This window comes from Streptomyces sp. A0642, assembly GCF_004795105.1.
In the GTDB taxonomy this organism is placed as follows: Bacteria; Actinomycetota; Actinomycetes; order Streptomycetales; family Streptomycetaceae; genus Streptomyces.
The window spans coordinates 90,314-104,852 of the sequence record NZ_SSBL01000021.1 but is presented as its reverse complement, the minus strand read 5'-3'; the positions used below and the strand labels follow the sequence as shown (position 1 = coordinate 104,852).

Below are 14,539 nucleotides of genomic sequence, written 5' to 3'. Positions count from 1 at the left end.
GCCGTACACGAAGGCCCTGCTGGCGGCGGTGCCGCGGATCGCTCCCCAGGCGGCCCCGCGCGCGCCGGAGCGGGGCGCCGACGACGGTGAGGTGCTGGCCGAGGTCGAGGACGTGCGCCACGTCTTCGGACGGGGCGGGTCCGCCCTGGCCGCGGTCGACGGCGTCTCCCTGACGGTCCGCCGCGGCGAGACGCTCGGCATCGTCGGCGAGAGCGGCAGCGGCAAGACCACCCTCGGACGGATGCTCGTCGGCCTGCTGGAACCCACGTCCGGCCGGATCGGCCGGACGGCCCGGGTGCAGATGGTCTTCCAGGACCCCGTCTCCTCGCTCAACCCGCGCCGCTCCGTCGGCGAGTCCGTCGCCGACCCGCTGCGGGCGCGCGGGGAGCGCGACGAAGGGGTGATCAGGGCGCGGGTACGGGATCTGCTGGAGCGCGTCGGACTCGACCCCGACCAGTACCACCGCTATCCCCACGAGTTCAGCGGCGGCCAGCGCCAGCGCGTGGGCATCGCGCGGGCGCTGGCCGCCGAACCCGAACTCATCGTCTGCGACGAGGCCGTCTCCGCCCTCGACGTGACGACCCAGGCCCAGGTGACCGCCCTGCTGGCGGAGCTGCAGCGGGAACTGGGGCTCGCCCTGGTCTTCATCGCCCACGACCTCGCCGTCGTACGGCAGGTCAGCGACCGGGTCGCCGTCATGCGGCGGGGCCGGATCGTCGAGGAGGGCCCGGTGGAGCAGGTGTACGCGGAACCCCGTGACCCGTACACGAAGCAGCTGCTGGCGGCCGTGCCCGCCCTCGATCCGGCGCTCGCCGCGGTGCGCCGCGCGGCCCGCAAGGAGCTGGCCGCGGCCTGACCCTGCGTAACGGAGTGCCTCTATAGCGCGACCGAACGCTACCGGAGCGCGAAAGTTACGGCGGTTCACCCCTTTCGGTGGTGCGACGGACAACCGTCCGTCGTACCACCGGCGAATCCGCTTACGGTCGTCCCGCCGCAAGTCGCCGATCCAACGGCGGCCGCTCACAAGGGAGATCGGGGGTGTGCTCGTGCGGATCGGACTGCTCACCGACGGTGGTTATCCGTATGCGTCCGGTGAGTCCAGACTCTGGTGCGACCGCCTGGTGCGCGGGCTCGCGCAGCACGAGTTCGATCTCTTCGCGCTCAGCCGCAGCGCCGAGCAGGAGGCCCGGGGCTGGGTCCAGCTGCCGCCCCAGGTCAGCCGGGTCCGGACCGCGCCCCTGTGGACCGCCGACGAGGAGACCCTCGGCCTGCACACCCCCAGAGGGCTGCTCCCGCGGCTGCTGACCGGCGGGGGCGCGCGGACCTACGGGCGGCGTGAACGGCGGCGCTTCGTCACCCACTTCACGGCGCTCGCGACCTCCGTGTGCGTCGCGGGTGCGACGGGCGGCGAGCAGGGAGGCCTTCGCGGTGCGGACGAGGGGTTCGCCGGGCAGCAGCCCATGGACGGGCGGCTCCAGGACGCACGCTTCACCGACGGCCTCTACGGCCTCGCCGAACTGGCCTGCGAGCACGGCGGACTTCCCGCCGCCCTGCGTTCCGAGACGGCGGTGCGGATCCTGGAGGCCGCCTGCCGTGCGCCCGGCACCGGCCGTACCGTCCAGACCGCCACCGTCCCCGATCTCCTCGCCTTCGCCGCCGAGCTGGACCGGGTGCTGCGCCCGCTCTCCCTCGACTGGTACGACGAGGAGGGCCTCGGCGCCGTCGACCTCTGCCACGCCGCGTCCGGCGGCGCCGCCGCGCTGCCGGGACTGCTGGCCAAGCGCTTCTTCGGGGTGCCGCTGCTCGTCACCGAGCACGCCGTGCAGCTGCGCGCCCACTACCTCGCGGGCAGCGGTACGCCGGTGAGTGCGCCGGTACGCGCGCTGCTCGCGAACTTCCACGGGCGGCTCGCCACCGAGGTGTACCGGCAGGCCGCGCTCGTCACCCCCGGCAACACCCACGCCCGGCGCTGGCAGGAGCGCTGCGGCGCCGAACCCGCCAAGGTACGCACGGTCTACCCCGGCATGGAGTCCGGCCGCTTCACGGCGCTCGGCGAGAGCGAGGACGGCGGCGGCCCGGACACGCTGGTCTGGGTCGGCCGGATCGAGCCGGCCAAGGACCTGATCGCCCTGCTGCACGCCTTCGCCGAAGTGCGCCGGGCCGAGCCCGACGCGCGGCTGCGGATCATCGGCGCCGCGGCCCAGGGCCCGGAGGGCGCCGCCTATCTCGCCCACTGCCGGGCGCTCGCCGCCCAGCTGTTCCCCGACGAGGCCGCGGACGCCCACGCCATCGGTGACAGCCCCGTCTCCTTCGAGGGCATCGGCGGGGCCGAAGTCCCCGATCTCGCCCAGGCGTACGCGGCGGGTGGGGTCGTCGTGCTCTCCAGCGTGGTCGAGGGCTTCCCGATCAGCCTGGTCGAGGCGATGTTCTGCGGCCGGGCGACGGTGTCGACGGACGTCGGCGCGGTCGTCGAGGTCATCGGCGGCACGGGACTCGTGGTGCCGCCGCGCAACCCACGGGCGCTCGCGGACGCCTGCCTGGCGCTGTTGCGTGACCCGGAGCGCCGTGCGCGCCTGGGAGCCGCGGCGCGTGCCCGCGCACTCGAACTCTTCACCGTCGAACAGAACCTCGCGGCATTTCGCGGCATTTACCTGGAGCTGATCGCGCAGGCCCCGGTGCGCCGGCAGCCGGCGCGGGACGCCGACGCCGGGCCTCGCCCCTTCGCCACTCCGCCCGAGGCCCACGTGCTCGGCCTGTGGCCGGAGCCGGGCGACAGGCCCGGTCCGCGGCCGGCCGCGCGGACACCCAGCTGGGCCGTGCGGGTCGGCGCGGGAGCGCGGGGCGCGGGGGACGGCGATGTCTGACCGGAAGGCGGCCGCGCCGCGCCGCCCCGACCGGCCGGGTCCGTCCGGTGCACCGGGTGCACCCGGGGGGATCGGCGCCCCTGGCGTGCCGAGCGCTCCCGTGGAACCGGCGCATGCGGCGAAGAGCACGGAGGAACGACGATGAGCCCGGAATCCGATGACACGCTGACCACCGCCGGGGCGGTGGCATCCGCGGGCGGTCCCGCGCCGACCACGGCCGCGAGCCCCGCGCCGACCACCGCCGAGGCTCCGGCGCGTCCGGGCGGTCCCGCGTCGGTGACCGCCGGGGATCCGGCGTCCGCCGTGGACCCGGCGCCTCCCGGCGCCCCCGCCCCGACCAGGGCCGAGGCCCCCGCGCCGGCCGTGGCCGAGGGCCCGCCGCCGTCCGGCGGCTCCGCGCAACGGGCCCCCGAGATCGCCCACACCGCCCCGGCGCGCAAGCTCGCCACCGGGCGGCGCGGGCCCGCCGACCCGGTGACCTCCCTCATGTACCGGCACCGCGAGCTCTGCGAGCGCGCCGTCGACCCCCTGGAGATCGCCGCCGGGCTGGAGGCCCACGGGGTCACCGACCGCACCGCCGCCCGCTACCGGCACCGGGACGTGTTCTCGCTCGCCGAGGAACTGTTCGCACGGGTGCCGGGCGTCCCGGGGGAGCCCGTGGGGGCGGTGTGCACCCCGGCGCGCGACATCGGGACACGCGCCGCGTGGTCGCTCCGGGCCCTGCTGCCGGGCGCCGCCTGCCTCGCGACCCTCATCGCGCTGCGGCTCGCCGAGGGACTCCTCGACGGCGGGTCGCGGCTCGCCGTCGGCACCGGGGGCGGGCTCCTCGCGCTCATCGGGCTCGCCCTGGCCCTGCGCACCGGGCCGCTCCGCGCCGAAGGGCGTTCGCCGGGCGCCGCCGGACTGTCCGTGTGCTGGCTGCTCGGCTACGTCCTGTACGGCGACGCCCTGCTTGACCAGGTCCTCAGCGGCGGCCCCGAAGGGCCCTGGGACATCACGCCGGCGCCGCTCCTCGGGCTCGCCGTCGCGGTCGCCCCCGCGGCCTGGTGCGCCCACCTCTTCGCCGTACACGCGCACCGCAGACTCCACGGCAGCCGCGCACTGGAGGAGTTCGCCGCGGGCGTGCGCCCCCTGCTGTTCGCCGCCGTCGCCTCCTTCCTCTGCGTCCTCGGCGGGCTGCTGTACCTGGCCCGCCTCGGGATCGGCCCGGGCGGCGCCCACGCCGGGGCGGCGGCGCTCGGCGTGCTCCTCCTGCTGGCCCGGCTCCTCACCGTCCACGGCTTCCCCGAACCGGCCGCCACCGGCCTCGCCGCCGCCTGCGCCGTCGAAGCCGCCACCCCCGCCCTCCTCCTGGCCGGCCGGCTGCCCGGCCTCCACCCCCTCGCCCGGCCCGTCGAGGCGCTCGTCGCCGCCGGCGGCACCGGGGCCGTACCCGCCCTCGCCTGCGGCGCCGCCGCGCTGGGGCTGCTGGCCACCGCCACCGTCGCCCTCTCCCGGGCGTCCGCCCACACCGCCGTCTGACCGGCGCCCACGCCACACACCCCTGCGGAGCCGACGCCGCGGGCCCCTTCCCGTACCGAACCCAACCGCCCCAAGGAGACACCGGACATGACCCACCGATCCCCCGCACCGGCAACCCGCCGTCGGCACCGAGGGGGCGCGCGATGAGGGTGCTGCTGCTCGGAGCCAACGGCTTCCTCGGCCGGTTCGTGGCCGACCGGCTGCTCGCCGACCCGGCCGTCCACCTCACGGCGCTCGGCCGCGGCGACGACGCCGACGTGCGGTTCGACCTCGCCGGCGGCAGCCCCGGAGCGCTCACCCGCTTCCTGGACGCCGTCCACCCCGGAGTCGTCGTCAACTGCGCCGGCGCCACCCGGGGCGGGGCCCGCGACCTGACCCGGCACAACACCGTCGCCGTCGCCACCGTCTGCGAGGCGATGCGGCGCAGCGGCTGCACCGCCCGGCTGGTCCAGGTCGGCTGTTCCTCGGAGTACGGGCCCTCGCAGCCCGGATCCTCCACGGCCGAGGACGCCATCCCGCGCCCCGGCGGCCCGTACGGGGTCAGCAAACTCGCCGCCACCGAACTCGTCCTCGGCTCCGGCCTCGACGCCGTGGTGCTGCGGGTCTTCTCGCCGGTCGGCCCGGGCACCCCGGCCGGATCCCCGCTCGGCCGGCTCGCCGAGGCGATGCGCCGCGCCATGCAGTCCGGCGACGGCGAACTGAAGCTCAGCGGTCTCGGCGTCCAGCGGGACTTCGTCGACGTGCGCGATGTCGCGCGCGCCGTGCACGCCGCCTCGCTCTCCGCCGCGCAGGGCGTCGTCAACATCGGCACCGGCCGGGCCGTGCGCCTGCGCGACGCCGCGGCCGTACTCGCCAAGGTCGCCGGATACGCCGGCGCTCTCCACGAGCTGGACACGCCCCCCGCCCGCCTGCCCATCGGCGCCCCGCGCACCTCCGCGGAATCGGTCATGGAACACCTGTCCGTCACTCCGTCCCCCTACCCCGACGGCTGCGGAGCCTGGCAGCAGGCCGACGTCCGCACCGCCAGGGACCGGCTCGGCTGGCGCCCCCGGATCAATCTGGAGGAGTCCCTCGCCGACATCTGGATGGAGGCGGCGTGCCGTATCTGACCAGCACCGGCACGGCCCGCCGGACCAGCGGCGCCGGGCAGCTCGGCTTCGGCGTCCCCGGCTGCGCCCACCCGCTGCTCGCCCCCGCCGAATGGGCCGAACTCAGCCGTCCCGGTACCCCGCTGCACTGGGCCGTCCTGGACATCGACAACGGCCCCGGCACCCGCCCCGACCCGCACTGCCTGGAAGCCGCGGGCCGGCTCCGCAACGCCCGCGAACGGGCCGTGCACGGCGAGGAGCCGCTCGACTCCGTGCGGGCCTCGGGCGGCCGGCTGCTCGGCCGGCTCGACCTGGCCCACGGGCAACGGCCCTTCGGCGAGCTCATCGCCGACGCGCGGTCCTACCGGGACTGGTACCGCGTCGACGGCTTCTACCTCGACCGCTGCCCGGCCGGCCGCCCGGACCTCCCCGCCGTCCGCCGCCTCACCGGTGCCCTGACCGCCCTCCTGGCGGACAGCGGCCGCGGGCGGCGCGGTGGCTACCTCGTGCTCGGCCACGACACGCACCCGTACCCGGGCTACGCGGAGGCCGCCGACCAGCTCGTCACCTTTCGCGGGGCGTGGACCGACTACCGCTGGTCGCAGGTCGCGGAATGGACCGCCGCCTATCCGCCCGGCCGTTTCGCCCACTTCGTCCACGGTGTCCCGCGCACGCACCTGGAGGAGGCGATGCGGATCGCCCGCTGGCAGGGAGCGGGGACGATCTTCTTCACGGACCGCACCGGCGAGGCCGATCCCGTCAGCGGACGCGGGCAAAGCGATCCATTTGCGACACTGCCCAGGTACTGGGACGAAATCGTCTCGCGGATCGGACCGGCTATCTCGGAATGAGAGGGGGCGTGGCAGTGTTACGGCAAGAACAACCGTACGTAGCCGAAGTACGTAGAAACCGACCACCTGCATTGTTGAGGTTCCTGTGTCGCTGCCACCCCTGGTCGAGCCAGCTGCTGAGCTCACCGTCGACGAGGTCCGCAGGTACTCCCGCCACCTGATCATCCCGGATGTCGGGATGGACGGACAGAAGCGGCTGAAGAACGCGAAGGTGCTCTGTGTGGGCGCCGGCGGTCTCGGCTCCCCGGCTCTGATGTACCTGGCCGCCGCCGGTGTCGGAACGCTCGGCATCGTGGAGTTCGACGAGGTCGACGAGTCGAACCTGCAGCGCCAGATCATCCACAGCCAGGCCGACATCGGCCGGTCCAAGGCCCAGTCCGCCAAGGACTCGGTGCTGGGCATCAACCCCCTGGTCAACGTGATCCTTCACGAGGAACGGCTCGAAGCCGAGAACGTGATGGAGATCTTCGCCCAGTACGACCTGATCGTGGACGGCACGGACAACTTCGCCACCCGCTATCTCGTCAACGACGCCGCGGTGCTCCTGAACAAGCCCTACGTCTGGGGCTCGATCTACCGGTTCGACGGCCAGGCGTCCGTCTTCTGGTCCGAGCACGGTCCCTGCTACCGCTGCCTCTACCCGGAGCCGCCGCCCCCCGGCATGGTTCCCTCCTGCGCCGAGGGCGGTGTCCTGGGCGTGCTCTGCGCGTCCATCGGCTCCATCCAGGTCAACGAGGCCATCAAGCTGCTCGCCGGCATCGGTGACCCGCTCGTCGGCCGGCTGATGATCTACGACGCGCTGGAGATGCAGTACCGCCAGGTCAAGGTCCGCAAGGACCCCGACTGCGCGGTCTGCGGCGAGAACCCGACCGTCACCGAGCTCATCGACTACGAGGCCTTCTGCGGCGTCGTGTCCGAGGAGGCCCAGGAGGCGGCGCTCGGCTCCACGATCACTCCCAAGCAGCTCAAGGAGTGGATCGACGCGGACGAGAAGATCGAGATCATCGACGTCCGCGAGCCGAACGAGTACGAGATCGTCTCGATCCCCGGCGCGAAGCTGATCCCGAAGAACGAGTTCCTGATGGGCAACGCCCTCCAGGACCTCCCGCAGGACAAGCGCATCGTGCTGCACTGCAAGACCGGTGTCCGCAGCGCCGAGGTCCTCGCGGTCCTCAAGTCGGCGGGCTTCGCCGACGCGGTGCACGTGGGCGGCGGCGTGATCGGCTGGGTCAACACGATCGAGCCCGAGAAGCCGGTGTACTGAACGCCGTATGTTTCGAAGGGGCCGGCCCGCATGATGCGGGCCGGCCCCTTCGGCGTGCGGTGCGGCCGCGCTACGAGCAGGTCTTGCCGTCCGCCGGCACCTTCCCGTCCAGGAAGTACGCGTTCACGGTCGACGTCACACAGCTGCTCACCCCATAGGCGCCGTGCCCCTCGCCCTTGTTGGTGAGCAGGACGCCGACGCCCTCGCCCAGCTCGTCCGCCATCTTCCGCGCACCCTCGTACGGCGTCGCCGGGTCGCCGGTCGTCCCCACGACCAGGACGGGTCCGGCGCCGGGTGCGCTCGCCTCCGGGGTGTCGTGCTCGCCGGCCACCGGCCAGTGGGAACACCAGCCCGCGGTGTCCCAGGCCAGGAACGGGCCGAACACAGGGGAGATCCCGGTGAACTCGGGCAGCAACGCGCGCGCCTCGGCCGCCGTCGGCCTGGCCTTGCTGTCCGCGCAGGAAATCGCCCGCTGGGAGTGGTTCTGGGTGTCGTAGTGGCCCTTCCCGTCACGCCCGTTGTACGAGTCGGCGAGCTGCAGCAGCGTGGCGCCGTTTCCGTTCTCCGCCTCGTCCAGGGCCTGCGTGAGCACCGGCCAGTTGTCCTTGGAGTACAGCGGCAGCACGATTCCGGTGATCGCCAGCGACTCGTTGAGCTTGCGTCCCGTACCGGTCGGCAGCGGCCTGGCGTCGATCCGCTTCAGCAGGGCGGCGATGCGCCGCGTGCCCTTCCCGGGGTCCTGGCCGCGGTCCTTGAGGTAGTTCTCCAGTGCCCGCTGGAAGCCGGTCGTCTGGTTGCGCGCGTGACCCGTGGAGTCCGCGGTCGGGTCGACGACGGCGTCGAACACGGTGCGGCCGACCTTCGCCGGGAAGAGGTGCGCGTAGGTGCCGCCCAGCTCGGTGCCGTACGACATGCCGAAGTACGTCAGCTTCCGGTCGCCGAGGACCTCGCGGATCAGGTCCATGTCCCGGGCGGCGTTCGTCGTGCCGACGTGAGGCAGGACCTTGCCCGAGCGGCGCTCGCAGCCGGCGCCGAAGCCGGCGCCGTCCTTCATGAACGCCTCCTCCTCCGCCGCCGTGTCCGGCGTCATGTCGACGTCCCGGTTGGCGGTGTCCTGCTCCTTGTCCGTGCGGCACCGCACCCCGGCGCTCCGCTCCACCCCGCGCGGATCGAAACCCACCAGGTCGTAGCGGGAGTTGAGCGTCCCGTACGAAGCGGCGGCGCGCGGCAGTATGGAGACGCCCGAGCCGCCCGGCCCGCCGAAGTTGAACAGCATCGAGCCGAGCCGCCGGCCCTTGTCCCGGGCCTCCTTGCGGATCAGCGCGATCCCGATGGTGTCGTTCTCCGGCTTCGCGTAGTCCAGCGGGACCCTGACCGTCGCGCATCGCCAGGCCGGCCCCGGAGCGGTTTCGCCCTCGGGGGCCTTGCAGCGCTTCCAGTCCAGCCGCTGCGAAGTGAGGGCCGTGGGCGGGGGCTTGGGGCCCGCGTCGGCCGAGGGGGCGGCGGACGACGGCTCGGCGGACGAAGCCGTCGTGCCGTCCAGCGGCCCGCCCGCCCTCCCCGGCTTGTCGTCCGCGCCGTCCTCGCAGCCGGCGAGCGCCCCTGTCAGCAGCAGTGCGGCAGCGGCCAGCGCCCCGGCCCGTACGTAAGCGCCCACGTGTACGTCCCTCCCCGTCGTGCCTGCCCGTCCGGCAGTGCGCCCATGGTAGGCGGGCGCCGGTGAGGGCTAACCGCAGACGGTTCCGTCCGCCGGGACCCTGCCCTCCAGCAGGTAGCCGCCCACCGCCTTCTGCACACAGGAGTTGCCGCTGTTGTACGCGCCATGGCCCTCGCCCCTGTACGTCATCTCCACGCCCACGCCCTCGCCCAGTTCCTCGGCCATCGCCTTCGCGCCCGCGTACGGAGTCGCCGGGTCGCCCGTGTTGCCGATGACCAGGACGGGGGCCGCGCCCTTCGCGCTCACGTCCGGGGTGTTCCAGGCGCCCGCCACCGGCCAGTCCGTGCACGCCATCAGGCCCCAGCCGAGGTAGTCGCCGAAGACCGGTGAGGCGTCGCGGAAGGCGGGCAGCTTCGCCTTGGTCTCGTCGAGGGTGAACCGCTCCTCGGAGTCCGCGCAGTTGATGGCGGTGTTGGCCGCGGCGGAGTTGTCGTAATGGCCGTCTTCGGAGCGGCCGTTGAGGGAGTCGGCGAGTGCGAGGAGCAGGGCGCCGTCGCCGCCGTCCGCCTCGTCCAGGCCCTGCTCGAGCAGGGGCCAGGTCTCCTTGGAGTAGAGCGCCGCCGCGATGCCGGTGGTGGCCTGCGTCTGCGTGAGCTTCCGGGAACCGATGCCCGGCACGGGCTTCTTCTCCAGCTGCTCCAGGAGCCCGGACACCCCCTGCTCGATCTCCTTCGCGGTGGAACCGGGCAGCTTGCAGGCGTCGCCCCGGTCCACGCAGTCCTTGGCGAAGTCGTCCAGCGCGAGCTGGAAGCCCTTGGCCTGCCCGAGCGAGGACTGCTCCGCGTCCTCCGTCGGGTCGACCACCGCGTCCAGGACCGCCCTTCCGACGTGCGCGGGGAACAAGTGCGCGTAGACGCCGCCCAGTTCGGTCCCGTACGAGATCCCGAAGTAGTGCAGCTTGTCGTCGCCCAGGGCCTGGCGCATCAGGTCCATGTCCCGGGCCGCGTTCGTCGTCCCCACGTACGGGAGGTCCTTGCCGGAGTTCTTCTCGCAGGCGGCCACATAGGTCTTCGTGTCCTCGGTGAACCGCTTCTCCTCCGCCGCGTCGTCGGGCGTGCCGTCCTCCTCGTACCGTGCGTCCAGCTGCGCGTCGTCCTCGCATTCCACGCCGGCGCTGCGGCCGACTCCGCGCGGGTCGAAGCTCACCAGGTCGTAGCGCGTGCGGAGCTTGTCGTAGTCCGTGCCGAACGCGGGCAGGGTGGCGACACCGGAGGCGCCGGGGCCGCCGAAGTTGAAGATGAGCGAGCCGATCCGCTTCTTCCGGTCCATGGCCTTCGCGCGGATGAGCGCCAGCTCGATGGTGTCGCCCCCGGGCTTCGCGTAGTCGCGCGGGACCTCCATGAACGAGCACTCCCAGACGGCCCCGCCGGGCAGCGGGGTCGGCGAGGCCCCGCCGCCCTGCGCCTGGGAAGGCGCCGGGCACGGCGACCACTTCAGCTGCTGGGAGGTGAGGCCGGCGGGGGTGGTGGCCGCGGCGGCCTCGGCCGCCCGCGGAGTGCCCTGCGAGCTGCCGGCCGACTCCGCGTCACCCCCGTCCGAGCAGCCGGCGAGGGGAAACAGCACGGTCACGGTGGCGGCGAGGGCCGCGGCGCGCAGGGCAGGCGAGGTCGGGGCGGGGGAGGTCCTCATCGCTCCATCGTGCGGGGGTGTGCCGGGGGCTGCACGGGGCGCCGGTCCAAGCGGGTGGACAGGCTCGCGGAGCGAGGGCTCCTCAGGGCTGCCCCGCAATTCCTGGCGGGCGCGCGACGGCGGCTACGGCACCTCGCCGCGTGGTCGGAACGCCCGAATGCACCCCGTATGCGGGCGCCTCTCCGCCTTGCCATGCACCGCACCGGACGCCGCGCGCCGATCCACCAGAAAGGGCGGGACAGCCCTCAGAGTTCGCCCTTGCGCGTCAGATGGTTGAAGCAGAGCCAGCCGGGCAGCACCGGCAGCCACAGCGTCAGCAGCCGGTACAGCAGCACCGCCGGCGCCGCGACCTCCTTGGGCAGGCCGACCGCGATCAGGCCGAGGGTCAGCGCGCCCTCGACGGCGCCCATGCCGCCGGGCGTCGGCGCCGCCGAGCCCAGCGCGTTGCCCGCGAGGAAGACCACCGCGATGCTCGCGTAGCTGAGGTGGGGCGTGTCCGGACCGCTGAACGCCCGGACCGACGCGTCCAGGCACATCACGAACAGGCCGGTCAGCAGCAGCATCCCGCCGATGCCGGTGAACAGCTTCTGCGGCCGCTGCACGACGTCGAGCATGCGGGGTACGACTCCGGCGAACAGCGACCGCACCCGGGTCACCACGAACTTGCGCAGGAACGGGATGGCCGTCACCACCAGCACCAGCACGGCGACCGTCAGCAGCCCGGCGATCACCGTCCTGGACGGGGTGAGCGAGGACGGCGTCTTCTCCGTACCGGTCAGATAGCCGAACGCCGCCAGCAGCAGGATGTGGCAGCCGAGGCCGAACAGCTGCGAGGCCCCGACACTCGCGACGGCGAGCCCCGGACGCACGCCGGCCCGCTGGAGGAACCGGGTGTTCAGCGCCACCCCGCCCACCGCGGCCGGAGCGACGATCTTCACGAACGAGCCGGCGACCTGGGCCAGCACCGTCTTGCCGAACGGCACCCGTTCGGGCACGAAGCCCAGCAGGCTCATGGCCGCGGCGATGTAGCTGAGCGCCGAGAAGCCGAGCGCGGCGGCGACCCAGCCCCACTCCGCCTCCTCGACGACCGCACCGAAGTCGGCCTCGGTCACCTGCGAGATCAGGAAGTACGCGGCGATGGCGCCGGCGATGAAGCTGAACAGGGTGCGCGGCTTGATGCGCTCCAGGCGGACGGGCTCGACCGGGGCCTGGGGCCGGATGAGCAGCACCTCCTGGCGGATCCGGGAGAGCAGATCCTCCTCGCGGGCCTCGTCGAGGGCATCGTCCAGGGCCCGCTTCTCGGCCTGCTTCTCGGTGCGCTGCGACTTGCGGGCGCTCTTGCGCCCCGCGTCGTGGGCCCGCTCCGCCTCCTGGGCCCGGGCCCGCTTCGCCGCGTCCGACGCGTCCAGCACGGCCTCGCGCTCGCGCTGCGACCGTTCGCGGGCGAGCCTGCGCAGCTGGGCGCGGGTGGAGCGGCTGAGCGCGATCGGCTGGAGCAGGGGCAGGCAGTCCGCGACGGCGTCGGGCCCCAGCACCGCCAGCGCGGCCGCCACGGCCCGCTCGGGGCCCACCCGCAGGCCCGTGGTGGTGAGCAGCTGGGCGATGTCCATGCGCAGGACCAGGTCCCCGGCCGCGATCTCGCCACCGCGCAGATCCGTGACGAACACCTTGCCGGAACGATCCACCAGGATGGCGTCACCGGTGAGCCTGCGGTGCGCGATCCGCCGCGACTGGAGCGCCCGCACCTGACGCCAGGCGCCGCGCACCAGGTCGTCGGTGATCTCGGAGTCCTCCACCGCGTCCAGGGAGCGCCCGCCGATGTGCTCGTACACCAGCATCACGGCGTCCGGACCGAGCTCGGAGGTGGCGATCAGCTTGGGGGCGTTGGCGCCGGCGGCGATGGCCGCGTACGCGAGCAGCGCCTCCTGCTCCAGGGCCTGGCGCAGCGACTGGATGGAGCGCCGCTGGGTGATGCCGCGCAGGGTGAGCCTGCGCCACACCCGGTAGAAGAAGCCCTGCGCCTGCTGTTCGCGGTCCACGACCGTCACGTCGAGTGGCGGCCCGTCCTCCAGGGAGACCACGTACCGGCGCCCGCGGTCGTTCTGGTCGCCACCCGCGTCGGGCGCGTCATCGGCCCGCATGGCGGTGACCGGCCGGAAGCCGACGTGCCGCAGACCGGCCATCAGGTGCTGGCCGGTCGGCCGGACGTTCGGCGAGCCGACCGCGTACAGCGTGCCGTACGCGACCGTCCAGCCGATCAGTACCGTGAGGATGATCGAGAGCGGGGTCGTGTACCCGCCCACCAGCATGGTGAAGGCGTCGAGCAGCAGCACCACCCACAGCACGACCCGCCAGCGCGGCCGTCTCGCCATGCCGACCGCCGTCATGTAGGCGATCACCGGAGCGAGGTAGCCGTGTACGGGGTCGGTGAGGGCCTGACCGGGCTGCGGCTGGGTCAGGGCGTCCTGAATGGTGCCGGGCGCGGAGTTCGACACCCACAGATCCGTGGCGAGCGTCACCCCGTGCGCGAGCACGGCGGCCAGTACGCCGTCCGCGATCCGCAGCCCGTCGCGTTTGATCAGCCGCTCGATGGCGAAGGCCACCGGGACGAGCAGCACGGCGATGCTGGAGACGAGGCCGGCGATCTTGATGAGCAGATCGGGCGCCTGTCCGGTGCCCTTGTTGATGTCCTGTTCGAGGCCGGCCGTGGTGCCGTGGGCGAAGGCGGCGACGGCGAACAGCACGACGACCGCCAGGACGCCGATGAGCAGCCGCATCAGGTCGGAGGGGCGGTGCACCCGGGCGGGGAGCAGGGGCTCGTCCCCCGAGACGCGCTCGGACGGCGCCGCCTCGGAGGTCGAGAGGGTGGAGCCGGCCGGGTGGTCCGGGGGTGTGCGCGGGCCGGCGCCGGGCTCCTGTCCGCCCCCCTCGGGGCGCGGCTCGTCATCAGAGGCGTCGGCCGCCTTCGGTGGCTGCACGCCCTGCTCCTTCGTCGCCTCTGATTGGTCTTCGTGTTCTCGTATCACCGGTCACCGCCCGGATGATGGTGGCACGGCCGGAGCGCGGAGGGGGGCATCAGGGTGCGATGCGGGGGCGCGCGATGGGCAAGATACGCCCCAATCCCCGCGTGCGCACACTCCGTGTGCGGCCGTGCACGCAAGGGGCCGCACTGTCGGTGGCGTACGGCAGGATGGGCCGGATGAGCGAACACCCGACGAGCGACGCGTTGCCGGAGTACGCGGAGCGCGTGCTCGACGTCGCCGAACTGATCCCGCCCGGCCGCGTCATGACCTACGGCGACATCGCGGAGTGGCTGGGGGAGGGCGGACCGCGTCAGGTCGGCCGGGTCATGGCGTTGTACGGGGGAGCGGTGCCGTGGTGGCGCGTGGTGCGGGCCGACGGCGCGCTGCTGCCCGGCCACGAACTGCGTGCGCTGGATCACTACCGGGCGGAGAGCACCCCGCTGCGCGAGGCACCGCGGTCCGCGGAGGGGCATGTTCCGCGTCTGGACATGCGACGTGCGCGGTGGGACGGCCGGCCCGTCGGGCCGGCGGGCGGGCCGGGCCCGGAGGGCGACGACGGCGGGGGAGCTCACACCTGACAGC

The 14,539-nt window shown here is 73.7% G+C and carries 10 protein-coding genes and 1 pseudogene; 8 read left to right on the top strand and 3 right to left on the bottom strand.

Annotated features, from left to right (window positions below):
* Positions 1-3 precede the first annotated feature (3 nt).
* From E6R60_RS37560 to moeZ, 7 genes and pseudogenes are all read left to right on the top strand, one after another.
* Positions 4-90, top strand: a pseudogene (locus tag E6R60_RS37560) (hypothetical protein); the annotation flags it as partial.
* Position 91: 1 nt separating this feature from the next.
* Positions 92-856 carry an ATP-binding cassette domain-containing protein gene (locus E6R60_RS37555; protein WP_240802707.1) on the top strand — a complete coding sequence of 255 codons (765 nt, stop codon included), beginning with the start codon at positions 92-94 and terminating at the stop codon, positions 854-856.
* A 190-nt stretch (positions 857-1,046) separates the two neighbouring features.
* Positions 1,047-2,864 (top strand): glycosyltransferase, encoded by a 1,818-nt coding sequence (locus tag E6R60_RS28115; RefSeq protein WP_136329522.1) that lies wholly within the window; start codon positions 1,047-1,049, stop codon positions 2,862-2,864.
* Positions 2,865-3,005: 141 nt separating this feature from the next.
* Positions 3,006-4,385: a hypothetical protein gene (locus tag E6R60_RS28110; protein WP_240802704.1), complete on the top strand. Its 1,380-nt coding sequence runs from the start codon at positions 3,006-3,008 to the stop codon at positions 4,383-4,385.
* Positions 4,386-4,528: 143 nt separating this feature from the next.
* Entirely contained in the window at positions 4,529-5,494 is a 966-nt protein-coding gene (locus tag E6R60_RS28105) for an NAD-dependent epimerase/dehydratase family protein (RefSeq protein WP_136329483.1), read from the top strand.
* The gene (locus E6R60_RS28100; protein ID WP_136329482.1) at positions 5,482-6,324 is read left to right on the top strand and encodes a spherulation-specific family 4 protein; all 843 of its coding nucleotides are present in this window, start codon (positions 5,482-5,484) and stop codon (positions 6,322-6,324) included. Before E6R60_RS28105 ends, E6R60_RS28100 begins: the two co-directional genes overlap by 13 nt.
* 85 nt (positions 6,325-6,409) lie before the next feature.
* On the top strand, positions 6,410-7,588 hold the full coding sequence (gene moeZ / locus E6R60_RS28095) for an adenylyltransferase/sulfurtransferase MoeZ (protein WP_136329481.1): 1,179 nt from the start codon (positions 6,410-6,412) through the stop codon (positions 7,586-7,588).
* A gap of 70 nt (positions 7,589-7,658) precedes the next feature.
* Here moeZ and E6R60_RS28090 read toward each other — a convergent pair whose 3' ends face one another.
* From E6R60_RS28090 to E6R60_RS28080, 3 genes are all read right to left on the bottom strand, one after another.
* Positions 7,659-9,245: an alpha/beta hydrolase gene (locus tag E6R60_RS28090; protein ID WP_136329480.1), complete on the bottom strand. Its 1,587-nt coding sequence runs from the start codon at positions 9,243-9,245 to the stop codon at positions 7,659-7,661.
* A 69-nt stretch (positions 9,246-9,314) separates the two neighbouring features.
* Positions 9,315-10,934 (bottom strand): alpha/beta hydrolase, encoded by a 1,620-nt coding sequence (locus tag E6R60_RS28085; protein ID WP_136329479.1) that lies wholly within the window; start codon positions 10,932-10,934, stop codon positions 9,315-9,317.
* A gap of 245 nt (positions 10,935-11,179) precedes the next feature.
* A complete protein-coding gene (locus tag E6R60_RS28080; protein ID WP_136329478.1) occupies positions 11,180-13,912 on the bottom strand; it encodes a lysylphosphatidylglycerol synthase domain-containing protein in 2,733 nt (910 codons plus the stop codon).
* 221 nt (positions 13,913-14,133) lie between these two features.
* Between E6R60_RS28080 and E6R60_RS28075 the strand changes: the two genes are divergently transcribed.
* Positions 14,134-14,535 carry an MGMT family protein gene (locus E6R60_RS28075; RefSeq protein ID WP_276614053.1) on the top strand — a complete coding sequence of 134 codons (402 nt, stop codon included), beginning with the start codon at positions 14,134-14,136 and terminating at the stop codon, positions 14,533-14,535.
* The last annotated feature ends 4 nt before the right edge of the window (positions 14,536-14,539 follow it).

Excerpts from the sequence above, each read along its gene's own strand:
- E6R60_RS28085 (WP_136329479.1), bottom strand. The coding sequence starts at position 10,934 with ATGAGGACCTCCCCCGCCCCGACCTCGCCTGCCCTGCGCGCCGCGGCC.
- E6R60_RS28105 (WP_136329483.1), top strand. The coding sequence starts at position 4,529 with ATGAGGGTGCTGCTGCTCGGAGCCAACGGCTTCCTCGGCCGGTTCGTG.
- E6R60_RS28110 (WP_240802704.1), top strand. The coding sequence starts at position 3,006 with ATGAGCCCGGAATCCGATGACACGCTGACCACCGCCGGGGCGGTGGCA.
- E6R60_RS28075 (WP_276614053.1), top strand. The coding sequence starts at position 14,134 with ATGAGCGAACACCCGACGAGCGACGCGTTGCCGGAGTACGCGGAGCGC.